We start from the raw sequence: 24,499 nt of genomic DNA, 5'->3' as shown, positions 1-24,499 counted from the left end.
AGCAGAAGGCTAATCTTGCCAGCAGGATGGGATAAACCCAAATTGGCCTAAATACCCTCTTCCAGCGCCCGCTTAGCGGGATTTCCAGATCGAGATTTCTTCTTTGGGATGTTATTTGATTGTTGTGGTTTTGGCATCGATCCAATATTTGGTAATCCGGCTGGCATATTGCCTCCACGCATTTGCTTCATCATTTTTTGAGCTTGGGAAAATCTTTCAACTAAAGAGTTGATCTCTGAAACTGCTCGGCCGCTGCCGAGAGCAATTCTTGATCTCCTAGAACCATTTAATACTTTTGGATCATTACGCTCCATTGGAGTCATTGATTGAATTATTGCTCGAGTTCTTACTAATTCTGATTCATCAAAATTTTCTATTTGCTTCTTCATGCCTGCAGCACCTGGCAGTAATCCCATTAACTTACTCATGCTGCCCATGTTTTTCATCGCTTCTAACTGAGACAGGAAGTCCTCAAATGTAAACTCCTCACCCTTAACAAATTTATCCTCTAGCTTTTTCGAAGTCTCCTCCGGCATTGCCCGCTTGGCTTGTTCAGCTAAGGAAGCAACATCTCCCATTCCCAAAATTCGCGAAGCCATACGATCTGGATAAAAGAGATCAAAATCAGAAATTTTTTCTCCAGTGGATGCAAAAATTATGGGCTTACCCGTAATTTCAACAATTGAAAGCGCTGCGCCACCTCTGGCGTCACCATCTAATTTGGTTAATACCACTGCATCAAATCCAACACCATCTGCAAATGCTTTCGCTGTTACTGCTGCGTCTTGACCAGTCATAGCATCAACTACAAAGAAAATTTCATCTGGTTTAACAGCGTCACGGATACTAGTGACCTGATTCATCAACTCTTGATCAATACCAGTTCGCCCAGCTGTATCAATAATTACAAAATTATGTAACTTCTCTTTTGCAAATTCAACTCCTGCTTTCGCAACTGAAATGGGATTGCCCACACCGTTGCCAGGCTCTGGTGCAAAAACTGGAGTTTTAGTTGATTCACCGACTACTTGAAGCTGATTAACTGCGTTAGGTCTTTGTAAATCTGCTGCAACTAGCAGTGGTGTATTCCCTTGGAGCTTTAAGTAATTGGCTAATTTACCAGCGAGTGAAGTTTTTCCTGCGCCTTGCAGACCTATTAACAAAATTACTGTTGGCGCTACTTTTGCAAACTTAAGCCGACGTTCTGATCCACCTAATATTTGAGTTAACTGCGCGTTTACAATTTCAAAGATCTTCTGGGATGGGTTTGTACTTTTATTGATTGACTCCGCTTGATTGTTAAATTCCTCTAAAACCTGCTTTGAGAATTTATCAGCAACTAAAAGGGCAACATCTGAATCAAGGAGGGCATTTTTTATATCTGATGAAAATTCTACTAACTGTGCCTGCGAAACTTTACCGCGCAGGCCAGAAAATAATGATGTAAATCTCTGGCCTAGCGCTTCAAACATGGAAGCATCTTACATTTTATTTAGATTGCTTCTTCACCACTCTCACCGGTTCGAACCCGAGTTACTGATTCAACTGCTGTGGCCCATACTTTGCCATCGCCAATGCTTCCGGTCCTAGCAGCATTAACAATAATTTCTATTGCTTTATCTGCAGTTTTAGTACTAACCAATACTTCCAATCTTATTTTCGGTATGAGATCCACCTTGTATTGGGTTCCACGATAAACCTCAGTAAGGCCAAGTTGGCGACCGAAACCTTTAGCTTCTGAAACAGTCATACCAGTTATGCCTTGTGAAACTAGCGCCTCTTTAACTGCATCTAGTTTTTGTGGCTTAATAATTGCGGTAATTAACTTCATGAGCTAAAACCTCCTCTTGAACTATTAGTTAATTCATATCCAGTTTCTGCATGTTGATCGTAATCAATTCCAGAAATTTCAGCCTCCGCTTTAACTCTAAGTCCAATCGTCTTATCGATAGCAAAGCCGATAATTAAGGTGACGATAAAGGAGTAAGTTAAAACAAAGAAAGCTCCAAATGCCTGCTTGCCAAGCAAAGTGGCGCCACCACCATAGAAGATGCCATCTAAGCCAAGGCTATTGATTGCGCTACTGCCAAAGAAGCCAAGTGATAAGCAGCCCCATAATCCACCAACTAAGTGAACGCCAACAACATCTAGTGAATCATCAAAGTTGAATAGATACTTAAGGCCAACTGCAAGCGCGCATAAGATTCCAGCAATCAAACCGATTACAACTGCTGCCCATGGGGCAACAAATGCGCATGCTGGCGTAATTGCAACTAAGCCGGCGACTGCACCAGATGCAACGCCGAGTGAAGTTGGATGACCATCTCTTAGTTTTTCTACTACTAGCCACCCCAATGCTGCGGCCGCTGTTGCTACTTGAGTGTTTAACAATGCTAAAGCTGCGGTGCCATTTGCTCCCAATGCAGATCCAGCATTAAATCCAAACCAACCAAACCAAAGCAAACCAGCACCAATTAACACCAATGGCAGTGAGTGTGGTCGCATCGATTCTCGTCGCCATCCCACTCGCCTACCAAGGATGATTGCCATTGCAAGACCAGCTGCGCCAGCATTTATATGAACAGCGGTTCCACCTGCAAAATCTTGCACACCTCTGGCTGCTAAGAATCCAGCCCCCGTTACCTTATCGCCAACCTTATTTCCAAAGGCAAAGACCCAGTGTGCAACTGGGAAATAAACCAAAGTAACCCAGACTGTTACAAAAACTGCCCAAGCTGTGAACTTAGTTCTATCTGCAATAGCGCCTGATATTAAAGCTGGCGTAATAATCGCAAACATAAGTTGGAAAGCAGCAAATGCTAGTAATGGAATTGGATAAACACCACCGTTATTAGTTAATTCGTTTACCGCACTACCCAAACCAGATAGAGATATCTCTCCATACCACTGTGAGTTTGCTTCATAGCCAAAGGCTAATTTGAATCCATAAATTACCCACAACACACTAACGATGCCAATTGTTACCATTGACATTAACATCATATTCAAAACACTTTTAGCACGAACCATGCCGCCGTAGAAAAGTGCCAATCCTGGTGTCATTAAAAGCACCAATGCTGTACTTGCTAAAACCCAAGCCGTATCACCAGTGTTTAAAACTACTTCTGCCATTTGATCTCCAATAACCAATACCTGCTTTCGCAGTATTCATATAGTTGGGAAACCTCGCCTTTGAGATGGCAATACTCTGGCCTGAATGGGTTAAATCAAGTGGTTTTTTAAGTTTCGAACTGGTGACAGTTTTAAAGCAATTGTTAAAAGTATGTTACCTAATCAAACAAAGATGCGATGTACTGCTCTGGATCAAAGGGGGCTAAGTCTGAAATCTGCTCCCCCGTGCCTATAAATTTAATCGGCAATCCAAACTCTTTCTCGATCGCAAGGCCTACCCCACCCTTTGCCGAACCGTCTAATTTAGTGAGAATAAATCCCGTCACACCGGCGGCTTCAATGAAAACCTTTGCCTGATTAATTCCATTTTGACCAGTAGTAGCGTCAAGTACCAATAAAATTTCATCAACAGGTGACTGCTTTTCGATAACTCTGATAACTTTTCCTAATTCCTGCATCAAATTCTCTTTGGTGTGCAATCTTCCGGCAGTATCCACAAGAAGATAGTTGTAGTTTTCAGATTTGGCTTTAGTGATTGCTGAAAAAGCAACAGCAGCCGGATCACCATTTGCTGCTCCGCTTACAACCTCAATATCAATTCGACTTGCCCAAGTTTGCAACTGATCAACGGCAGCTGCGCGAAACGTGTCAGCTGCTGCTAACAAAACAGTATTTTTCTCATTCTTAATCAAATTTGCTAACTTTGCAGTTGAGGTCGTTTTCCCAGTTCCGTTAACCCCTACGACCAATATGGTGCTTACCCGATCTGAATTCTTAGCGATTGCCCTATCTTTACTACTTAGCCATTGCTTAATCACATATGTAATTGATTGCTGTGCATTTTCAGGCTTTGCCGACTTCGCCTCTGCAATAACCTGATCAACTAGCTTTACGCCAAGGTCTGCTGAGATTAAATTACTTCGAATATCATCCCACTGCTCATTCGAAACTGAGCCAGATCTAACTGCATTAAATAAACGTTTAAATAAACTCATCTACTTTTTAAGAAACTGCGTCGACTTCACGAATTCGCTGCGAGATGACTTCGCTGACTCCATCACCACGCATTGTTACGCCATAGAGCGCGTCAGCAATCTCCATTGTCCGCTTTTGGTGGGTAATAATAATCAGCTGTGATTTTTCACGTAGCTCTTCAAAGACGCCCAATAATCTTCCCAAGTTTGTATCGTCCAGTGCGGCTTCAACCTCATCCATTACATAAAATGGTGAAGGTCTTGCTTTAAAGATTGCAATTAACAAAGCCACCGCTACTAGTGATCGCTCACCTCCAGATAGAAGTGATAATCGCTTAACTCGTTTGCCAGGTGGCCGAGCCTCAACATCAACTCCTGATGTCAACATATCTGATGGGTTGGTAAGAATTAACTTTCCATCACCACCTGGAAATAGTCGAGCAAAGACAATTTCAAACTCACGAGCAGTATCTTCATACGCTTGAGTAAAGATCTGTTGCACCCGATCATCCACCTCTTTGATTATGTCCAACAAATCCTTTTTAGTTTTCTTTAAATCTTCTAACTGTTCGGCTAAATAACGTAGTCGTTCTTCAAGTGATGAGTACTCCTCAAGTGCTAATGGATTGATCTTGCCCAGCAAAGTTAGTGAGCGCTCTGCCTGCGCTAAACGTTTTTCTTGCTGATCTCTGCGGTATGGGATTAAGTCTCCTGGTACAAACTCACCTTGCTCATTTTCATAAAATGTCGGCACATCATTACTTGGGCCATACTCAGTTAGAAGTGTTGAAACATCAACACCTAACTCCTCCACCGCTTTGCTTTCAAGTTGCTCAATTCTCAATCTTTGCTCGGCGCGAGCGATCTCATCTTTATGAACGCTAGAAGTTAGTCTTTCTAACTCAATTGCCAACTCCCTGCCAACAGTTCTTAGATTTAAAATCTCACCTTCTCGGTCAGATCGTGATTTCTCAAGTCGCGCACGCTCTGCACCAGCTTTTGAAATTGATGATTCAATTTGAATTAATGCCTCATATGCAGTGTCTGCAATTTCTTGGGCAGTCACCGCAGCCTGAGCTCGATTTTCCCTGCGAGAAATAGATTTTGAGGCTGCATCTCGTTCAGCGCTTGCTTGATTTTCTAATGCAATCGCACGTTGAGCAATTGCATCTCGACGTTCTTCAATTGTGCGCAAACTTAATCTTGCTTCAACCTCTTTTGAACGAGCACCAGATACTTGAGACCTTAAATCCTCCAGATGAGTTAAGTCTGGCTCCAATGGAGTTTGGTGTGATTCAAATTGCGCAATTGCAGCGGCTAAATCTCGTTCGTCAAAGGTGCGCTGCTCATTTGCTGCATCTAACGCTGCGATTAAACGATCTAGCTCCTCACCCGTGTTCTTAACATTTTGGCCTGCCACAGCTAATTGCTCAGCTAATCCAGTCATGGCTGCATCTGAATCATTTAATTTAGAAAGTGCTACCTCATATTCGCGGTTAATTGAATCAAAACGGTTTTGTGAGGCAGTCAATTCAAACTTAATGCGATCACAATCTGCTGACACCTTTGCTACTTCGGCCTCGCAATTAGATGTTAATACTGAAATTTTCTCAATTAAATTGGCATTTTGTGAGGCAGCCACTAACTCAGTGATCTCTGTGAATGCGGTTAATCTTCCAAGTGAACCTGCTCGTAATTTCTCAGTAGATTGCAGTTTGTCAGTTAAAACCTTTAATTCTGCTTCAGCAGATTTTAAATCTCCCTTTAATTTATTAAATTGATTATCTAAGCCTGGCTCTGTTGCAGTTAGCGATGATATTTGTGTTTCAATTAATGCAAAACTTTCTCGGTAACCTCGTAATCTGCCATCAGCTGAATCTTTAGCAGCAGTTAATCGAGTTATCTCACCAGTGGTGGCATCAATTCTTGATCTAAGTCCATTTATGTGACCTTCTTGTCTTGCAGTTCCTTCACGTTGATCTGCAATCGCACGCAGTGAAGCAGATACTCGGTTTTCTTCTAACGCTAGTTGTTGCTCAATTGCCTTTAATGAATTTGAATCAACTTGTAACTGATCCTGTGAGATTTTTACCTGCGTTGCCAGTGCTGACTCTTCTTGTCGTAAAACTAATGCTTCATCTTCTAGTGCTTTTGGATCCCGGCCAATTGCTTTGGCTTCTTCTGCTTCCTCAGCTAAGAATCTGGCTCGCTCGGAGGATAAATTCTGAACGCCACGAATTTGCTCACGTTGGGCAGTTAGTCGATAAAAGTTTTCTTGAGCTGCAATTAATTGTGGATTCTCACTTGCAGCAATTGCATCTAACTCAACCTCACGTGCTCTTGCAGTGTTTAGCTCTCGCTCTACCTGCTCTTTTCGCTCACGCAAAACATTCTCATCAGCAACTTCAACCTCCATCTCAGATCTCATCCGAGTTAGGTCATCAGCTAGTAAGCGAAGCTTTGAATCTCTAACATCTGATTGAATTACTGAGGCTTTTCTCGCCACTTCTGCCTGTTTACCGAGCGGTCTTAATTGTCGGCGTAGCTCAACAGTTAGATCTTGAATTCGAGCAAGGTTAGTTTGCATTGAGTCTAATTTTCGAATTGCTTTTTCTTTTCGCTTACGGTGCTTTAAGACACCAGCGGCTTCTTCAATAAATGCTCGCCGTTCCTCTGGATTTGCCAGCAAGATTGCATCTAACTGACCTTGTCCAACGATTACATGCATTTCCCGACCAATACCACTATCACTGAGTAACTCTTGAATGTCTAATAATCTTGTAGTTTCCCCATTTAATAAATATTCAGATGAACCATTTCTAAATAAAACACGGGTGATTGTTACTTCAGAAAAATCAATTGGAAGAACGCCATCTGCGTTATCAATTGTTACTGATACTTCAGCACGACCTAGTGGCGCACGGCCAGAGGTGCCAGCGAAAATTACATCTTCCATCTTTCCACCACGTAATGATTTAGCACCCTGCTCACCCATTACCCAAGACAGAGCGTCGACTACGTTTGATTTACCAGATCCATTTGGTCCGACCACGCACGTAATGCCCTGTTCAAAATTTAAGGTGGTGGAGGAGGCAAAGGATTTGAACCCTTTTAGGTTCATACTCTTTAGATACATGGCTTCGCCCTCATAGGCGCAAACCTATCTAAAAACTGCCGAAAATCTGGGCTACTTACCCTTGGCAACGCGGGCAAAAATGGGATGAGCGATTAGCAAAGGCAATTCTGTGGATAGCGCTGCCACATCGTGAACATTTTTCACCCTCACGGCCATATACCTTCAATGATCTGGAGAAATATCCGCTTTCACCATTAACATTTTTATACTGCTGATCAAAGGATGTGCCACCAGCTTTTATGGCAGATTTCATTACCGAGATCGCAGATGTGATGACTTTCTTAATCTCATCTTCTGATAAATCTTCACAAATAATTTCCGGATGTATTTTTGCTCGCCATAGCGCCTCATCTGCATAAATATTTCCAACACCACTTAATACCTCTTGATTAAGAATCGCTGGCTTAATTGCACATTTTTTCGATTTAATTTTGGCAACAACCTGCTTGATATCAAACTCACTTTCAAATGGATCAAAAGCTATGTGTTGAACACACGTGGGAATACCGTTATTTTGCTCTTCAATTGAAAGCCAGCCAAAGGTTCGCTGGTCAATAAATCTAATCTCATCCCTTCCTCTACCCAGCCTGCTAGTTAATGAGAATCTCGCCCGCATATGGGTCTGAATTGGCGCAGATGCTGGTTGAACAAGTAACTGACCGCTCATGCCAAGGTGTGCCACTAGAGTGAAATCACGATCTAGTTCTAGCCATAAAAATTTTCCGCGACGCTTAACTGCTTGAATCTTTGAGCCAACTGCTGCAGCTAGTGGCGCAATTGAACCTGGCTTAACTGTTCGTGGGTGAAAGGTCTGCGCAGTAGATATTCTCTTTCCAACCACATATTTTTCAAGTCCGCTTCGAACTGTTTCAACCTCAGGCAACTCTGGCATTACACGCTCAGATTTTTACTTCTTGTTAACTCTGCTACTTAATGCTTCATGGGCTAACTTAGCTGCAGATTGTTCAGCCTCGCGTTTACTCTTACCATCGCCGCTTGGAAATTTCTCACCGCCAACAATTGCTATGGCAATAAAACTTTTATCGTGATCTGGACCAGATTCGGTAATTTCATATTCAGGTGCTGACAAATTCAAAGTAGCTGCAATTTCCTGTAATGCGGTTTTGCCATCGAGCGCTGCACCTAAAGTAGAAACTGAACTTAATGCTGGTTGCATCCACTTTAAAACTATTTCAGCTGTCTTTGTGTAATCATATTGAAGATAAATTGCACCCACTAAAGCTTCTAATGAATCAGCAAGTATCGAGTTTTTATCGCGACCATTTGTAGCTTCTTCACCCTTACCAATTCGAAGGTGCTCTCCCAATTTTAAATCTCGGGCAATTTGAGCAAGTGCTCGCATGTTCACTACGCCAGATCTAAGTGGACTTAATCTACTTTCATCTAAATCAGGAAATCTTTTATAAAGTTCATCGGTAACTACTAAACCTAAAACTGAATCGCCTAAAAACTCTAATCGTTCATTAGTTGGAATGCCACCTGCTTCATATGAAAAGGAGCGATGGGTTAATGCAAGTTCAAGCAACTCTTCCTTAACCGATATTCCGAGTTGCTCGGTTAGGTCAGAGTACAGATCAGACCTCTAGAACCTGGCGACGGTTATAAGTTCCGCAGGTTGGACAGGCAGTGTGTTGCAACTTTGGTTGTTGGCATTGTTCACATGTTGCCAAGTGAGCAGGAGTTGTCTTCCACATGCTACGACGAGAGCGAGTGCGTGCTCGCGACATTTTTCGCTTTGGTACTGGCATGATCATTACTCCTTATATAACTGCGCTTTGCGCAAGATGAGAATTATCTACGAAAAGTTCGATCTTGTAAAAACGATTAGTTTTTAAGCGGGAAATCCTTCAGGGCAGCCCATCTTTGATCGGCAGGGGTTTGCGATTGCTCTGCTGACAAATACGCCCAACTCTGCCCCTGCTTTTCTTCAAGACCTGGGCAATCCTCAGTGCAAAGTGGGTTAACCGCCAAATTTAAAATAACAGCATCGCGAATTGCCGGTTCTAGATCAATATCATCACCAACCATAAAACTTAAATCATCTTCCTCTAAATCAATCTCCTCATCCTTGCCAGACTTTGATTTAGTTCCCCGCTTACCAGCGGCAATCTCGTAGTAGTAGAGCTCAGTAAAGTTTTCATCAATTGGCCAGGTAATTGGCTTTAGACATCTTGTGCACTCCCCAGTGGCTGTAGCCATTACTCGGGCGCTAGCAAGAACTCCTTCATCAACTGATTGCAGGCGCAGGTCAACTTCAATAACTTCCCCCGGTTTTACGGACAGCAGATCAACACCAACTGGCTCTGGAATCTTTAGATCTAACTGATGCTCACGCATTTCACCGGCCCGATGAGGCAGGTCATGGGTATTAAAGATATAAATTGAACGTGCCATTGGACTACTTGTTTAGATCAGAGAGTGCGTGTTTAGTTTCAACTCCACCTAATTGATCTCTACCTTTGCTAATAACATCTAAGGTTTTATTCAAAATAACCTCAAGCGTTGCCAACCTGGCATCTACATACTCATCAATTTCTTCACGATTCCTCTTACCATCTTCATTGGCTTCAGCAAGAATTCGAGTTGCCTCTTTTCGGGCATTAGAAACAATGGTGGTTTGTTCAACCAAACGTGCGACCTCATCCCTGGCTTGGGCAATGATTCCATCAGCTTGGGTATGAGCATTTTCTAAAATCATATCTTTATCTCTTAAAATTGAGATCGCCTTCGCTAGATCATTTGGAAAAGAAACTTTAATTTGATCTAGTAACTGCAACATCTCCCCACGGTTCAAAACACAGGAAGCAGATAGCGGAACAGATCGAGCCTCTTCTACGGCAGCAATTGCTGCCTCTAAATTCTCAACTACATCCATGACTAATCCCTCCGCTTGACTCTTGATTTTAACTTATCGACGATAGCAGCAGGCATATACGCCGAAACATCCCCACCATAACTTGCTATCTCCTTGACCAAGGAGGAGGACAAAAATGAGTGCGAAGGAGCAGTAGACATAAATAAGGTCTCAACCCCTTGCAGTTGTAGATTTACTTGGCTCATCTGCAGTTCATAATCAAAATCACTTACTGCTCTTAATCCTTTAACTATTGTTGGAATCTTATTTGTTCGACAGTAATCAACTAATAAACCACTCCAAGAATCAACCTTCACATTGCTGTATCTAGCAGTAACCTCTTTAATCATGGCAATTCGCTCATCAACTGTGAATAGTGAGCTTTTGGTTTGATTAACTAATACTGCAATAACAACTTCATCAAATAAGGTGCAGGCTCTGGCGATAATATCTAGGTGTCCATTAGTAATTGGATCAAAAGAACCGGGACAAACAACGCGTCTCATGAGTAAAACGCTAGCAACTTATTGCGCAGTTAGCCATTTTCTGAGCCAATGCGCTCAGTTAGGACGCCATAGTGAATAGCACCGGCGCCATAAGAGCGAACCTTTAACTCAGATAATCCATCAGGCCAGGTAAAAATTTTTGCCTTAGCATCTCGCTCAATTGCCACCAGGCCAAATCTGCTAAGTAATCCAAGAGTTAAAATCTTTTTAAGTATCTTCTCGACCTCAACATTATCTACCTCATAAGGCGGATCTATATAGATAATTTCATATGGCTTACTGGCGGTGTGGTTTAAGAATTCAAATACTGTTTTAGCATGGACTTTAAACTTACCAACTCCTTCTAGCTTAGAAATAAGTGCGAAATTATCTTCACAAACTTGCGCGCTAACTGAATTACTCTCAATCGCCTCTACAAGCGCCGCACCTCTAGAAAGTGCCTCTACTCCGACCGCGCCAGAACCAGCATAAAGATCTAGAAAATGTAATCCATCTAATGTTGAAAATGTTGAAGTTAAAGATGAAAACAATCCTTCCCGGGCTCGATCTGAGGTTGGCCTGGTAATTGATGGAGGTGAAAACAATTTTCTACCCTTACCAATTCCAGCAATTATTCGCATGCTCATGATTTGTCCATAAATCTTGCTGCCTCATCTAATTTAAGCTTTTCAACTTCACTATTTAACTCAGGCAAGTTACTAAGATCTGGATCAGTTTTCAAGATTTTCACTGCTACCTCTCGAGCTTGATCAATCAAACTTTCATCACGTAAAACTCTTAGTAAGCGAAGGTGGGATTTACCGCCAGATTGAGATCTACCAAGCACATCACCCTCCTTACGTTGTTCTAAATCTATTCTGGCCAATTCAAAACCATCTAGGGTGGCAGCTACTGAATTTAATCGTTGCATGGCAGGTGAATCCTCCTGCGCGCTACTTACCAACAAACAAAGACCCGGTGCACTTCCTCGGCCAACTCGACCACGTAACTGGTGAAGTTGAGATACACCAAATCGATCAGCATCCATGATTACCATCATTGAAGCATTTGGTACATCAACACCCACCTCAATGACTGTAGTTGCAATCAAAACTTGTATTTGCCCAGCAGCAAAGGCTGCCATTGTTTGATCTTTAGTTTCACTTGATTGTTTGCCGTGTAAGACGGCGATCTTTAAACCAGAAAGTGCGGCACTTGATAATTGTGGTGCCAACTCCTCAACTGCGACCATCTCTTCATTATCTAGTAGCTCCTCACCTAGTAATAGCGCAGCAGCAATTTCTCGCTCAGTTAACTTCTTATTTGGATTAGCAATTCTTGGTGCAACGATATAAACCTGATGGCCCTCAGCCACCTCCTCTTTAACTCGTTGCCATGCGCGATCTAAGAAGTGTGGTTTCTCTAGTACTGGAATTACATGAGTTGTGATTGCAACTCGTCCACTTGGCAACTCCTTAAGGGTTGAAATATCTAAATCACCAAAGACAGTCATTGCTACTGTTCTTGGAATTGGAGTCGCAGTCATAACTAACAAGTGAGGTGGCTGCTTTGCTTTCATCCGAAGTGCATCTCGTTGCTCAACACCAAATCTATGTTGTTCATCAACTACTACTAATCCAAGATCATCAAAACCAACACCATCTGAAATTAGTGCATGCGTTCCAATTACTATCCCTGTTTGACCTGTTGCCAATTTGGCATGGATCTCTTTTTTCTCAGCAGCAGATAATGATCCAGTTAGTAATTCAACTTGGGTACCAATTTCACCAGCCTGCAATGTTCCGGCCTGTGCTAGCTCTCCTAGAATTTTGGTAATTGTTCGATAGTGCTGTTGAGCTAAAACTTCAGTGGGCGCAAGTAATGCCGCCTGGCCAGATGAATCAACAACTGAAAGCATTGCTCTAAGGGCAACTACAGTTTTTCCAGAACCAACCTCACCTTGTAATAAGCGGTGCATCGGGTACTTATTTGATAAATCTTTTTCAATTTGAGAATTAACCTCAATTTGCCCAGCTGTGTATTTAAATGGCAATTTCTTCTCAAAGGCTGCAACTAATTTAGGTGTATTTGGAGTTCTAGATTTAGTGCTCAATTTGGTTATCTCAGCACGACGTTGTACTAAAAGTAATTGCAACAGTAGTGCTTCATCAAAGGTAAGGCGCTGTCTTGCATTTTCAGCACTATCTAAATCAGGTGGTTGATGGATATCTAGAAATGCTTTTTTTAATGATGGATACCTAAATTGCTCAGTGATCTGCGATGGTAAGTAATCTGGCAATTCATCTAGGGAATCAATTGCTAATTTCATGCATTGCATGATCTTCCAAGACGGTAATTTTCCAGTTGCTGGATAAACAGGTAAGTACTTCCCAGCAAACTCAGCCACGGCGGCATCTACATCATCGCCATCTGGAATTAGTTGGTAATCTGGATGAGCCAACTGGCGCCTGCCTTTAAATACTCCAACTTTTCCAGCAAATAAGCCAACTCTTCCTGATCTTAAATCCTTCTCGCGCCAGGCTTGGTTAAAGAATGTTAGGGACAAATTCGCGCTGCCATCGGTGACAACTACTTCAAGAATATTTTTACCATTTGCTCGTCGAAGCTTTACCGCTTCAATCTCCGCCAAAATTGTTACCTCATCATCGGCAACTAATGTTGAAATATCAGTTAATTCACCACGTACTACATACCTTCGGGGATAGTGCCGAAGTAATTCATTTATTGTGGTGATTCCAAAAGATTTCTCTAAGACCTGCGCTGTTCGGTCGCCCACGATATTTGTTAATCGGGTTGAAAGAGTGGCCATAGTGGAAGTATCTAACGCCCGGTGGCTATCTGTGCGTAATTACCCACTGGATTAGCCAATTAATACCCTGGCAAGGTAATCTTTCGCCTCTATTAAGTGAGTTAAACCAATTACAAGGGAGTACGTAAAGTGTCTTCAGTATGCGATATCTGTGGCAAAGCACCTAGCTTTGGCAATAACGTCTCACACTCAAAACGTGCTACTCGTCGTCGTTGGAATCCAAATATCCAAAAGATTCGTACCATCATCAATGGCCAAACAAAGCGTAAGAATGTTTGCGCATCCTGCCTGAAGGCTGGAAAAGTTTCTCGTTAATTAAAAGTGCTGGTATCCAGCCTTTGTAATCGCTTTACCATCCAAATTCACAACACCACTTCCGGCTTCAACTTTTCCAACCAATAAGCCAAGATCATCACTGGCCTTATCGGCAGAGACTGTTGCTAAGAAGAAATGATCTTCACCGCCAGTTAATATCCAATCAAAAACATCCTCACCTAATTCGCTAGCAAGTTCAGCAAGATCCTTGTAATCATCTGATTTCTGCAGCAGCTCTTTGCTTAGATCTATATTCACGCCAGATGCTTTTGCAATATTTCCTGCATCGCTAACTAAGCCATCACTTATGTCACACATCGAATTCGCAACTTTCATTAAATTATTTGGAGCAACTAATTTTGGATTTAGGTGCGCCTCAACGACATACTTTGGTCGGTTAAGTCCTCTAGTTAAAATCGCTAGCCCTGCTGCGGATAAACCTGGCAGCGCACTTAGGTAAACCAGATCGCCAACCTTTGCGCCATCCCTAGTTATCGCTTTGCCAGATAGCTCACCGAGCGCTGTGATGCTTAGGCTCATTTTTTCAGATTTGCTTAAATCACCGCCTATTACAGAAACTTTAAACTTATCAGCAACTGATCTAATCCCATTTGCAAGATCGGTAACAGTTTGGGAGTTATTAACCTCGGTTATTGCAGCGGCTACAAGTAAGTATTTAGGTGTGGCTCCCATGGCAAAGACATCAGCTAAATTTGCAGTAGTTAACTTTGCACCAATTTGAAAGGGTGTGGACCACTCTCTTTTAAAGTGGATCTCCTCCACCGCCATGTCTACCGTTGCTACTAATTTATTATTATTGGCAGCAATTACCGCGCCATCATCACCAATTCCAACCTCTACCCCATTTTCAAATGAGGTATGAAATAGATCGCGCAAGCGCTCTATTAGCCCAGCTTCAGATTCAATCAATGGCACTCCCCAATTAACTCGCTATAGGCTACCCTTTAATATCACTACCGTTCATTGTTGAACTGGTAAATGTAAATTGAAAGGCTACAAATGTCCGTCCAGGCTTATATTTTGATTCAAACTGAAGTTGGCAAGGCTTCAAGTGTTGCTAAAGCTGTATCTGCCATTGCTGGGGTAACCATCGCTGAAGGAGTTACCGGCCCATACGATGTAATTATGCGAGCTGAATCTGCCAGTATGGAAGATTTAGGTCGAACTGTATTAGCAAAGGTACAAGGAGTTCCTGGCATAACTAGAACTCTTACCTGTCCAGTAACTACTTTCTAGAAAATTAAAACCAACGAATCATTCCGATAATTCCTGCAGTTGCATAAAAAAACTGCAGGAAAAGTATTCCCTTGTGCTTACCTAAGAATGCCCAAATTCCAATAAATGCAGATGAAGCCAAGAGGAGGGTGAAGCCGATAAATTCAGCTCCAATATTGGCTGCAACTAGTAGGGAATAAAAAATTGCAGTGATAACGCCAAGCCATTCAAAAAACCTTGACTTACTTAACTTCATTTAGACACCATACCAACCATCATCGATTTTGCTTCTGTACAACTCAATAGTTCACTGTAACTAGTAGGAAAGACCGCATGTGGGTGTCCTGCAGCTGCCCAGACAACCTCGTAATCATTTAAGGCTTCATCAATTAAAGTTATTGAGGGCGTTTTAATCCATCCAATTGGAGCCACGCCACCAATCGAAAACCCTGAATTCTCTTTCACATAATCAGCATCTACTCGTTCTAATTTTTCAATTCCTAACTTACTTGCAACCAATTCAGTATCAACACGATGTCTGCCAGAGGTGATTACTAATAATGGTGAGTTATCAGGCAACTTAAAGATTATCGAGGAGGCAATTTGTCCCACTTCAATACCTAGCCCTGCCGCAGCTTCTGCTGCACTTTTTGCAGTTTCAGTTAATACCTTAATTTGACCGGTAATGCCAAACTTTTCCTTTGCAGCAACTACCCGTTTAACTGCTGATTTTTCTAGTACCCCATCCATAATTACTAACGGGTGATACTAAGCGATCGATTTTGAGCAGTTTGAATTAATTTTGTAATTAACTGCTGATATGTAATCCCACTCTTCTCGATTAACTTTGGATAAACAGAGGTTGGTGTAAAGCCAGGCATAGTGTTGATTTCATTAATGATAATTTCACCTTGATCTGAATAAAAGAAATCAATCCGTGCTAATCCTTCACAACCAGCAGCTTTAAATGCTGTTAAAGCAGCTTGTTGAATTTTTGCCTCTATCCCCGCTGGAAGATCTGCTGGCACAACTAGTTGCATTGAATTATCTAAATACTTTGCTTGAAAGTCATAAAACTCAAACTTATCTGACAGAAGTATTTGGCCAACTTGGGAAACGGTTAACTTCCCATCAGCTTGTAAAACTGCACACTCAATCTCTTTTCCAACCACACTTTGCTCAATAATTACTTTGGTATCAAATTCAAGAGCAATGTTCACCGCTGCTGCTAGCTCTGATTTCTGCTTAACCTTTGTTGTACCTCGGCTTGAGCCACTTCGGGCTGGCTTAACAAATAATGGAAAGGTTAGATTACTTGGAAGTTCAAAATCTTTAGATGTAACCACAATGCCTGGTGCAACCTTTAAACTGGCAGCAGCGAAGATTGGCTTTGCATAAGATTTATCCATACTGACTGCACTTGCAAGTACACCTGAGCCAACGTAGGAAACTGCAATCATTTCAAATAATCCTTGGATTGTTCCGTCCTCACCGTAGGGACCATGCAAGATAGGAAATGCAATATCGATAGATAAAGCTTTACCACCTGAAAATAATCCTTGGCTAGTAATGCTTATCTCCACACCGGATTCAGGCACCGTAGGAAGTGCGCCATTGATAATTGCAAAATTTGTATCGTCTGGAAGAAATAACCATTTACCGCTCTTGGTAATACCAATTAATACTGGCTCAAATAGATTTCGATCAATTGAGTTTAAGATGCCATTTGCAGATACACATGAAATCTCATGCTCACTACTTTTGCCACCACAAATAATTGCAACCCTTGGTTTAATCATCAAATTTCAGCCTTAATGCTTACAGTCATTATCCGAGTCATTGCATCTTTTGGACTCAAAGTACCTGCAACAACATCAGAGACGGCTTCAATAATTGGTACCTCAACACCAACACGGTGAGCTAGTTCAAGCATCGCACCAGCTGAATAAACACCTTCAACTGTTTTTACTACCTGCGCTCTAGCTTTTGCGATTGAACCTGATTTACCAAGTACCTCACCAAAACTTCTATTTCTTGAAAGTGGAGATTGCGCACTTGCTACCAAGTCACCAATTCCAGCAAGTCCTAAGAATGTAAGTGGATTAGCACCGTAGGCACCACCAAGCCGGGCCACCTCAGAAAGACCGCGAGTAATCATTAAACCCTGAGTGTTTTCGCCATAACCCATACCAACTGCAATACCAACCGCTAGTGCAATTACGCTCTTTGCTGCGCCAGCAAATTCACATCCAACTAAGTCATCTGATGGATAAATTCGGAAGTAATTAGTTGAAAACATCTCCTGCATAATCTCAATATTTGCTGGATTCTCAGAGGCCGCTACCGCACCAGCTGGCTGGCGCATAATGATTTCATTTGCCAAGTTAGGTCCTGTGATAAGTCCAAATTGAGATTTATCAATACCAAGTACTTCCCCGGCAACCTCAGTCATTCGAAGCTGAGTTTGAACTTCTATTCCCTTTAAAGTACTAATTACTGGTAAATCTCTAGGGAAAAAGCTCTTCCATGAATCCAAATTCTCACGCAAGGTTTGGGAAGGAATTGCTAACAAAATCACATCAGCAAACTCAAGCACCGCTTTAATATCAGTCGTTGCCTTCAATTCTTTTGGTAAATCAATTCCCTTTAAGAATTTTCGATTTGAGTGACGGCGGTTAATTTCCCGCACTACTTTTTTATTTCTTCCCCAGATTAATACCTGTTGTCCGGAGTCCACCATTACCTGACCTAGGGTTGTTCCCCAGGCACCTGATCCAAGAACGGCAACTTTTTTCATTTGTCTTCCTTTTTAAAATTACCAATTCGTGGCAAAGCTGATTTTTTTGGATCAAATACTTCACTCGGCGCAGTTTCGCCTCGAAGATTTTCTAATAATTTAGTTACCGCACTCATTACATAAGCGGTTGCCTCCTCCAATGCAACTGGATCTTCAGCTCGACCAGCCCATTTAGAAAAATTAAGTGGCTCACCAGCTACAACTATTACTTTTGTTCGTGGAAACAATTTCGGCTTTTTACTATAGGCCGGCAGAATTTTTTGTGCTCCCCATTGCGCGCAAGGAATAACTGGCACCTGCGACAAAATGGCAAGGCGAGCGATTCCAGTCTTTGCCTTCATTGGCCAGTAATTTTCATCTCGAGTTAGGGTGCCTTCTGGGTAAACACCTAGTAAGTGACCAGCTTTTAAAAAAGCAACTGCATGTTGTAAAGATTGTGAGGCAGATGAGCTCTCGCGCTCAACGGGAATTTGACCAGCACCAAGTAAAACTCTGCCAATGATTGGCAGTTTGAATAAGGAAGCTTTGCCTAAATATCTTGGCGCTCTGCCATTGTCATATAGAAAATGGGTAAAGAGCAGTGGGTCAACATATGAAATGTGATTGCAGACCACAATCGCAGCCCCACTCTTTGGAAGGTTTTCAACTCCCCGCCAATCTCGCTTTGCAATGAGATTTAGTAGTGGGCGAACTAATGTTGCGCCGAATCTAAACCAACCTGTAACACCAAGTGGCTTTCCAGTTGGAGGCGCGTATGAAATCTTTAAATCAGTTGACACTGTGTAATTCTACGACCAATACTGGAAATGGGTATAAATGAGCGTAAAAAAACGGGATCCCACGCATGAGATCCCGCTTTTTAATTACTTAATTAGCGACGCTTTGACTTCTTCGCTTTCTTTACTACTTTGCGAGCAACCTTCTTTGCCTTACCAACTTTCTTAACAGCCTTTGCAGGTGCTGCCTTAGCTGGAGGTGTTGGTGCTGCACCTAATTTGCGGGCGCCAGAGATTACCTCTTTCAAACCCTTTGCAGGCAAAAAGCGAACTTTCTTGCTTGCTTTAATTTGGATTGACTCTCCGGTAAATGGATTACGTCCCTTACGTGCTGGACGATCTACTTTCTTAAACTTACCGAAATCATTAATCATTACATCATCACCCTTAGAGATGTTGCGAACAATCGCATCAAAAACAACCTCTACGGCGCGAGCAGCTTCCTTCTTACTATCACCAAATTGTGGTGCTAGATAAGCGATGAACTGGGCCTTGTTCATTTGATCCCCTTATTTTTACGCGTAAACATTAAGCATTCGCTTAACTAAGGGTTAATCTATGGGGTGAGTAGTAATACTTTGATGTATTTATTGGGTGTGTCGCAAGCAAATTCTTATTGTAAATCAAGGTTTTTAAGCAATTATTCCAAACTCTAGATAATTACTTTAGAGTTTAAGATTACTTAATTGGCAGTGTTTTAGGCTTAAAACTCACTCTTTTTTCTTCAAACTTACTTACTGAATCAATCTTTGTGAATGTAAGGCCAATGTCATCTAGCCCCTCCATTAAACGCCAGCGGGTGTAATCATCAATTGCAAAGCTCAAGGTTTTGCCCTCATAGGAAACAGTTTTGCTCTCAAGATCAACAGTTATTTGGGTATCTGGCTTACTTTCCACTGCTTGCCAAATCTTTTCAATCTCATCTTGGCTCAAAATTACCGTTAGTAGACCCATCTTTTGGGAGTTGCCCCGAAAGATGTCAGCAAATCGGCTAGATAAAACAACCTTGAATCCATAATTTTGCAACGCCCAAACCGCATGTTCTCTGGATGAGCCAGTTCCAAAATCAGGACCAGCAACCAAGATAGTTGCTTTTTTATACTGTGGTTGGTTTAACTCAAAGGCAGGATCATTTCGCCAGGCTGCAAATAAGCCATCTTCAAAACCACTTTTTGTGATCCGCTTTAAGTAAACGGCTGGGATTATTTGATCAGTATCAACATTGCTTCTTCTTAGCGGCAGGGCGCTGCCGGAGTGCTTTATGAATTTTTCCATATTACAAATCCGCCGGTGAGGCTAATGTGCCCTTTAATGCAGTTGCAGCAGCTACAAGTGGGCTAACCAAATGAGTACGTCCACCTTTACCTTGTCGTCCTTCAAAGTTTCTATTGCTTGTGGAGGCAGCGCGCTCTCCTGGCTTTAACTGATCAGGGTTCATTCCCAAACACATTGAACAGCCAGCACTTCGCCACTCAGCGCCGGCATCTAAAAACACTTTATCAAGCCCTTCAGATTCAGCTTGTAATCTAACTCGAGCTGATCCTGGAACAACTAGTAATCGAAGTGAAGATGCAATTTTCTTACCCTTAATAATTGAGGCAGCAGACCTTAAATCTTCAATTCGTCCATTTGTACATGAGCCTAAGAAAACTGTGTCGACCTTGATTGATTTAAGTGGTGTACCTGGTTTTAAATCCATGTATTCAAGTGCTCGCTCAGCTGCGCCACGGTCTTCAGCATTAGTAAAATCTGCTGGGTTTGGAACTGTCGCACTCAACGGCAATCCTTGTCCTGGATTTGTTCCCCATGTAACAAATGGTGCTAATTCATCAGCATTTAGATCAACCTCTTTATCAAATTTCGCATCAGCATCAGTTGTTAATGTCTTCCAATAAGCAACGGCTGCATCCCACTCAGTACCAGTAGGTGCGTGTGGTTTTCCTTGAACATAATCGATAGTGATCTGATCTGGGGCAATTAATCCAGCTCTGGCACCGGCTTCAATAGACATGTTGCAAATTGTCATACGAGCTTCCATGGATAAATCCCGGATAGCACTTCCCCGATATTCAAGAATGTAGCCTTGTCCGCCACCAGTTCCAATTTTGGCAATTACTGCCAAGATAATGTCTTTACTAGTCACACCAGGTTTTAACTTACCTTCAACATTAATTGCCATAGTTTTAGGCCGTACCAGCGGAAGAGTTTGAGTAGCTAAGACATGTTCGACTTCACTTGTACCAATACCAAATGCGAGCGCACCAAAAGCACCATGAGTTGAGGTATGGGAATCACCGCAAACAATTGTCATACCGGGTTGGGTAATTCCTAACTGTGGTCCAACCACATGGACAATTCCCTGCTCCACATCACCTAATGAATGAAGACGAACGCCAAACTCTGCACAATTTTTACGCAGCGTATCAACCTGTAATTTAGATACTGGATCAGCAATCGGCTTATCGATGTTAAGGGTTGGCACATTGTGGTCTTCAGTTGCAATGGTCAGATCTGGCCTGCGCACCTTACGATTTGCCAGGCGTAAGCCATCAAATGCTTGTGGGCTAGTTACCTCATGAATAAGGTGTAAATCGATATAAAGTAAATCTGGTTCACCGGCAGTGGCAGAGACAATGTGCTCTGTCCAAATCTTCTCCGCTAATGTCTTGCCCATTTTAAAACTAGCTCCCCTTAAGAATTTTTCTAGCTCTGCACTTAGATTTGCTTCTCACTAGTTGAGATGGCATTATCAGAGTGTGGACGGTAAGAATAGCGGAGTTGGTGTATTAGATAAAGCGGTGAAGATTCTCGCTGCGCTAGAGGCAGGCCCGCAATCACTAAGTGATTTAGTTTCTGCAACCGGAATTGCTCGGCCAACCGCCCATCGCTTAGCCGTAGCCCTGGAGCACCACCGATTAGTAAGTCGAGATTTTTCAGGAAGATTTGTACTTGGCAGCAGATCAGCTGAGTTAGCTGCAGCTGCTGGTGAAGATAAATTATTAGCCATTGCCTCTCCAGCCCTTACCGCCCTGCGCGATGCGACAAGTGAGAGTGCTCAGCTATACCGACGCCAAGGTGATCTAAGAATCTGCGTTGCAACTGCCGAGAGATTAACTGGACTGCGAGATTCAGTGCCGGTTGGAACTGTCTTAACCATGCAGGCTGGCTCGGCTGCGCAAATATTATTAGCTTGGCAAGATCCAGATAAACTTCATCGCGGTTTAGTAAATGCAAAATTTACTGCAGCAAATCTTTCAGCAGTTAGGCGTCGTGGTTGGGCGCAATCAGTTGGTGAAAGAGAGGTTGGTGTTGCATCAGTTTCAGCCCCTGTCCGAGGGCCGAACAATAAAGTTATCGCAGCAGTTAGCATCAGTGGACCAATTGAAAGATTAAGCAGACAACCTGGCAGGATTCACTCTGCAGCAGTTGTTGCTACCGCTGCCAGATTAAGTGACTACTTACTTAAAAACAGTAAGTAATTAATGTAGCTCCGAGGGGATTCGAACCCCCGTAGCTGGCTTGAGAAGCCAGAGTCCTAGGCCACTAGACGACGGAGCCGTACGGTAAAACTTTACTTTATCGCTGGGGTACCAGGACTCGAACCTAGACAGGCTGAACCAGAATCAGCTGGGCTACCAATTACCCCATACCCCAATAGTAAATTTCGTGCAGGCTAAGAATACCCTGCACCACAATTTATTTGGAAATTACCGCCTTAATTCGAGCGATCGAGCGCTCCTTACCTAATAATTCAAGTGATTCAAATAATGGTGGTGAGATATGAGAACCAGTTACTGCAATACGCAATGCACTAAAGGCAATGCGAGGTTTTAAGCCAAGCTCATCGATTAGCGCACTTCGCAATACCGCTTCAATGCCAGCGTGATCCCAAGATTGCAATGGCTCTACTTTTGCCAATGCCACCTTTAAAACATTTTGGGAAGCCTCATCAGTTAATTTACCTAGCTCCTCAGCTTCAACCTTAAAATCCTTCACAAATAGGAATTTAAGCATGGCTGGGATCTCAGCCAACTTTATTATGCGCTCTTGAATTATCGGCAGGGCAGATTTAACAACCTCTATCTCTTGTGGATTTCCAGTAATCACCTTGGCATTAATCAAAAAAGGTAGCGACCACTCAAGAAACTTATCTAAAGTAAGAGCGCGAATCTTGTCGCCATTAATAGCCTCAAGTTTTTTCATATCAAATCGAGCAGGGCTGCTATTTACTCTTTCTACCGTAAAGAGATCAACTAATTCTTGCATTGTGATGTTTTCTTTATCATCCCCGGGTGACCAACCAAGCAGTGCTAAATAATTACAAATTGCCTCAGGCAAGAAGCCTTGCTCACGATACCAAGCGATTGAAACTTCACCATTTCGCTTAGATAACTTGGCATTATCTTGTCCCATTACAAAGGGCAGGTGGGCAAAGATTGGATACTCAGATTCAGCCACGCCCATAGCTTGATAAACTCGAATTTGTCTTGGAGTTGAAGATAACAAATCTTCTCCTCTTAAAACATGAGTTATCTTCATCAGCACATCATCAACTGCAACTGCCAAGGTATAAAGCGGTGAGCCATCAGCTCTTGCTAATACAAAATCTGGCACATACTTGTGCTCAAACTTAACTTCACCTCTAATTGCATCTACAAACACTGTTTCACCATCTGGCATTCTCATTCTGACCACTGGTTTTCTGCCTAAAGATTTATATTGGCTAACTTGTTCAGCTGATAAATCTCGGCATTTACCGTCATATCCAGGTGCTTGATTGTTCTTCATCTGCGCCGAACGTCGCTCTTCCAACTCTTCTGCGCTGCAATAGCAATGATAGGCATCGCCTTGATCTAAAAATTTCTGTGCCCATGTTGCATAAATTTCTAATCGTTGGGATTGCAAATAAGGCCCATACTCCCCGCCAACTTCAGGTCCTTCATCCCAATTCAAACCAAGCCATTTCAAAGTATCAATTGCAGCTTGTATGTATTGATCAGTTACTCGTTCAGTATCGGTATCTTCAATTCGAAAAATTAATTTGCCACCGGTATGTCTGGCATAAGCCCAATCAAATAATGCGGTTCTAATGTTTCCAACATGCAGATCACCTGTTGGCGACGGGGCGAATCTAACTCGAACTTCTGATTTATTGGACACGAGAGGAAACTTTATTAGTAAGAGTGCCTAAACCATCAATTGATACCGAGATAGTTGATCCAGCCGGCATGGCTGAAATTCCAGCAGGAGTTCCAGTCAGAATTACATCCCCCGGCAGCAAGGTCATAACATTGGTAACAAACTCAATAATCTGTGGAATCTTAAAGATCATTTCTGAAAGATTTGATGACTGCTTTACCTCACCATTTAAAGTTGCTGTAATCCCTTGGTCTGCTGGAACAAACTCGGTTTCAATCCACGGTCCTAGCGGGCAAAAGGTGTCAAAGCCTTTAGCGCGGCTCCACTGGCCATCCTTTTTTTGTAAATCTCGGGCGGTTACATCATTTGCCAAGGTATACCCAAAAATTACATCTTTATATTTAGCAGCTGGCACCTCTTTGCAAATCCGGCCAATAACAATGGCAAGTTCTGCTTCGTGATCAACTCGCTCACTCATGCGAGGCCAAACAATTGTGTCATTTGGACCAATCACTGAAGTATTTGGCTTGATAAAAATAATTGGCTCACTCGGTACAACTGAATCCATCTCTGCAGCATGGTCGGCATAATTCTTACCAATACATACAACTTTACTTCTAGGAATAACAGGAGCTAATAGCTTTACATCACTTAATTTCAAAGTCTTATCTTGAGGAACGATCCCAGCATAAATTGGATCACCCCGTAAAACTAAAATTGAATCTTTATCGTTTAGAACTCCAAATAATGGTTCACTTCCAACACCTAACTCCACTGGTGCGGTAAATCTAACGATACGCATTA

At 42.4% G+C, this 24,499-nt stretch carries 27 protein-coding genes and 2 tRNA genes; 3 read left to right on the top strand and 26 right to left on the bottom strand.

The genetic code is table 11. The features are described 5' to 3' along the window. Nucleotides 1–47 precede the first annotated feature (47 nt). From ffh to recG, 13 genes are all read right to left on the bottom strand, one after another. A complete protein-coding gene (gene ffh, locus B1s21122_RS02420) occupies nt 48–1,472 on the bottom strand; it encodes a signal recognition particle protein (RefSeq protein ID WP_095680814.1) in 1,425 nt (474 codons plus the stop codon). 20 nt (nt 1,473–1,492) lie between these two features. Further along, entirely contained in the window at nt 1,493–1,831 is a 339-nt protein-coding gene (locus tag B1s21122_RS02415; protein ID WP_095680815.1) for a P-II family nitrogen regulator, read from the bottom strand. Continuing rightward, a complete protein-coding gene (locus tag B1s21122_RS02410) occupies nt 1,828–3,132 on the bottom strand; it encodes an ammonium transporter (RefSeq protein WP_095680816.1) in 1,305 nt (434 codons plus the stop codon). Before B1s21122_RS02410 ends, B1s21122_RS02415 begins: the two co-directional genes overlap by 4 nt. Nucleotides 3,133–3,290: 158 nt before the next feature. Beyond that, the gene (gene ftsY / locus B1s21122_RS02405; protein ID WP_095680817.1) at nt 3,291–4,127 is read right to left on the bottom strand and encodes a signal recognition particle-docking protein FtsY; all 837 of its coding nucleotides are present in this window, start codon (nt 4,125–4,127) and stop codon (nt 3,291–3,293) included. A 7-nt stretch (nt 4,128–4,134) separates the two neighbouring features. Further along, nucleotides 4,135–7,242: a chromosome segregation SMC family protein gene (locus tag B1s21122_RS02400; protein WP_095680818.1), complete on the bottom strand. Its 3,108-nt coding sequence runs from the start codon at nt 7,240–7,242 to the stop codon at nt 4,135–4,137. A gap of 55 nt (nt 7,243–7,297) precedes the next feature. Then, on the bottom strand, nt 7,298–8,134 hold the full coding sequence (mutM, locus tag B1s21122_RS02395; RefSeq protein WP_095680819.1) for a bifunctional DNA-formamidopyrimidine glycosylase/DNA-(apurinic or apyrimidinic site) lyase: 837 nt from the start codon (nt 8,132–8,134) through the stop codon (nt 7,298–7,300). A gap of 15 nt (nt 8,135–8,149) precedes the next feature. Further along, complete coding sequence (gene rnc / locus B1s21122_RS02390) at nt 8,150–8,836, bottom strand: ribonuclease III (RefSeq protein WP_095680820.1); 687 nt, start codon at nt 8,834–8,836, stop codon at nt 8,150–8,152. 1 nt (nt 8,837) lies between these two features. Then, nucleotides 8,838–9,011, bottom strand: a complete 174-nt coding sequence (rpmF, locus tag B1s21122_RS02385; RefSeq protein ID WP_018224860.1) for a 50S ribosomal protein L32 — start codon at nt 9,009–9,011, stop codon at nt 8,838–8,840. A gap of 76 nt (nt 9,012–9,087) precedes the next feature. Further along, complete coding sequence (locus tag B1s21122_RS02380; RefSeq protein WP_095680821.1) at nt 9,088–9,657, bottom strand: YceD family protein; 570 nt, start codon at nt 9,655–9,657, stop codon at nt 9,088–9,090. A 4-nt stretch (nt 9,658–9,661) separates the two neighbouring features. After that, a complete protein-coding gene (locus tag B1s21122_RS02375; protein WP_095680822.1) occupies nt 9,662–10,138 on the bottom strand; it encodes an ATP synthase subunit B family protein in 477 nt (158 codons plus the stop codon). Nucleotides 10,139–10,140: 2 nt separating this feature from the next. Beyond that, nucleotides 10,141–10,623: a pantetheine-phosphate adenylyltransferase gene (gene coaD, locus B1s21122_RS02370; RefSeq protein ID WP_041868417.1), complete on the bottom strand. Its 483-nt coding sequence runs from the start codon at nt 10,621–10,623 to the stop codon at nt 10,141–10,143. A 29-nt stretch (nt 10,624–10,652) separates the two neighbouring features. Further along, the gene (gene rsmD / locus B1s21122_RS02365; RefSeq protein ID WP_095680823.1) at nt 10,653–11,249 is read right to left on the bottom strand and encodes a 16S rRNA (guanine(966)-N(2))-methyltransferase RsmD; all 597 of its coding nucleotides are present in this window, start codon (nt 11,247–11,249) and stop codon (nt 10,653–10,655) included. Continuing rightward, nucleotides 11,246–13,432 (bottom strand): ATP-dependent DNA helicase RecG, encoded by a 2,187-nt coding sequence (gene recG / locus B1s21122_RS02360; RefSeq protein ID WP_095680824.1) that lies wholly within the window; start codon nt 13,430–13,432, stop codon nt 11,246–11,248. Before recG ends, rsmD begins: the two co-directional genes overlap by 4 nt. Nucleotides 13,433–13,561: 129 nt before the next feature. On the opposite strand from recG, the gene rpmB reads away from it, so the two are divergent. Then, nucleotides 13,562–13,747, top strand: coding sequence for a 50S ribosomal protein L28 (gene rpmB / locus B1s21122_RS02355; RefSeq protein WP_095680825.1), 186 nt, complete (start codon nt 13,562–13,564; stop codon nt 13,745–13,747). Here rpmB and thiL read toward each other — a convergent pair whose 3' ends face one another. Beyond that, nucleotides 13,748–14,683, bottom strand: a complete 936-nt coding sequence (gene thiL, locus B1s21122_RS02350) for a thiamine-phosphate kinase (RefSeq protein WP_095680826.1) — start codon at nt 14,681–14,683, stop codon at nt 13,748–13,750. A gap of 84 nt (nt 14,684–14,767) precedes the next feature. On the opposite strand from thiL, the gene B1s21122_RS02345 reads away from it, so the two are divergent. After that, nucleotides 14,768–15,004, top strand: coding sequence for an Lrp/AsnC family transcriptional regulator (locus B1s21122_RS02345; protein WP_095680827.1), 237 nt, complete (start codon nt 14,768–14,770; stop codon nt 15,002–15,004). Between the two features lie 4 nt (nt 15,005–15,008). Here the strand turns inward: B1s21122_RS02345 and B1s21122_RS02340 are convergent, their stop codons facing one another. The 8 genes from B1s21122_RS02340 to leuC form a co-directional block, all read right to left on the bottom strand. Further along, nucleotides 15,009–15,239 (bottom strand): hypothetical protein, encoded by a 231-nt coding sequence (locus tag B1s21122_RS02340; RefSeq protein WP_041869425.1) that lies wholly within the window; start codon nt 15,237–15,239, stop codon nt 15,009–15,011. Further along, entirely contained in the window at nt 15,236–15,733 is a 498-nt protein-coding gene (locus B1s21122_RS02335) for a YbaK/EbsC family protein (RefSeq protein WP_095680828.1), read from the bottom strand. Before B1s21122_RS02335 ends, B1s21122_RS02340 begins: the two co-directional genes overlap by 4 nt. A gap of 5 nt (nt 15,734–15,738) precedes the next feature. Beyond that, nucleotides 15,739–16,782: a D-alanine--D-alanine ligase family protein gene (locus B1s21122_RS02330; RefSeq protein WP_095680829.1), complete on the bottom strand. Its 1,044-nt coding sequence runs from the start codon at nt 16,780–16,782 to the stop codon at nt 15,739–15,741. After that, a complete protein-coding gene (locus B1s21122_RS02325; RefSeq protein ID WP_095680830.1) occupies nt 16,782–17,780 on the bottom strand; it encodes an NAD(P)H-dependent glycerol-3-phosphate dehydrogenase in 999 nt (332 codons plus the stop codon). The genes B1s21122_RS02330 and B1s21122_RS02325 overlap by 1 nt, the downstream gene beginning before the upstream one ends. Beyond that, the gene (locus B1s21122_RS02320) at nt 17,777–18,559 is read right to left on the bottom strand and encodes a lysophospholipid acyltransferase family protein (RefSeq protein ID WP_095680831.1); all 783 of its coding nucleotides are present in this window, start codon (nt 18,557–18,559) and stop codon (nt 17,777–17,779) included. The genes B1s21122_RS02325 and B1s21122_RS02320 overlap by 4 nt, the downstream gene beginning before the upstream one ends. A gap of 92 nt (nt 18,560–18,651) precedes the next feature. Continuing rightward, nucleotides 18,652–19,056 carry an HU family DNA-binding protein gene (locus tag B1s21122_RS02315; RefSeq protein WP_041869415.1) on the bottom strand — a complete coding sequence of 135 codons (405 nt, stop codon included), beginning with the start codon at nt 19,054–19,056 and terminating at the stop codon, nt 18,652–18,654. Between the two features lie 178 nt (nt 19,057–19,234). Next, nucleotides 19,235–19,831, bottom strand: coding sequence for a 3-isopropylmalate dehydratase small subunit (gene leuD, locus B1s21122_RS02310; RefSeq protein ID WP_095680832.1), 597 nt, complete (start codon nt 19,829–19,831; stop codon nt 19,235–19,237). A gap of 1 nt (nt 19,832) precedes the next feature. Continuing rightward, the gene (gene leuC, locus B1s21122_RS02305) at nt 19,833–21,230 is read right to left on the bottom strand and encodes a 3-isopropylmalate dehydratase large subunit (protein WP_095680833.1); all 1,398 of its coding nucleotides are present in this window, start codon (nt 21,228–21,230) and stop codon (nt 19,833–19,835) included. A gap of 82 nt (nt 21,231–21,312) precedes the next feature. On the opposite strand from leuC, the gene B1s21122_RS02300 reads away from it, so the two are divergent. After that, nucleotides 21,313–22,035 (top strand): IclR family transcriptional regulator, encoded by a 723-nt coding sequence (locus B1s21122_RS02300; RefSeq protein WP_095680834.1) that lies wholly within the window; start codon nt 21,313–21,315, stop codon nt 22,033–22,035. A 6-nt stretch (nt 22,036–22,041) separates the two neighbouring features. Here B1s21122_RS02300 and B1s21122_RS02295 read toward each other — a convergent pair. The 4 genes from B1s21122_RS02295 to B1s21122_RS02280 all read right to left on the bottom strand — a co-directional run bounded on the left by B1s21122_RS02295 (nt 22,042) and on the right by B1s21122_RS02280 (nt 24,497). Continuing rightward, nucleotides 22,042–22,114: transfer RNA gene (locus B1s21122_RS02295), tRNA-Glu, on the bottom strand. Between the two features lie 24 nt (nt 22,115–22,138). Beyond that, a tRNA-Gln gene (locus B1s21122_RS02290) sits at nt 22,139–22,210 on the bottom strand. A gap of 42 nt (nt 22,211–22,252) precedes the next feature. Beyond that, nucleotides 22,253–23,716, bottom strand: a complete 1,464-nt coding sequence (gene gltX / locus B1s21122_RS02285; protein ID WP_095680835.1) for a glutamate--tRNA ligase — start codon at nt 23,714–23,716, stop codon at nt 22,253–22,255. After that, nucleotides 23,706–24,497, bottom strand: coding sequence for a fumarylacetoacetate hydrolase family protein (locus tag B1s21122_RS02280; protein ID WP_095680836.1), 792 nt, complete (start codon nt 24,495–24,497; stop codon nt 23,706–23,708). The genes gltX and B1s21122_RS02280 overlap by 11 nt, the downstream gene beginning before the upstream one ends. Nucleotides 24,498–24,499 lie beyond the last annotated feature (2 nt).

Origin of the sequence: Candidatus Nanopelagicus limnes (assembly GCF_002287885.2) — a bacterium.
GTDB classification, from domain to species: domain Bacteria; phylum Actinomycetota; class Actinomycetes; order Nanopelagicales; family Nanopelagicaceae; genus Nanopelagicus; species Nanopelagicus limnae.
This window is presented reverse-complemented; position numbering and strand designations above follow the sequence as displayed.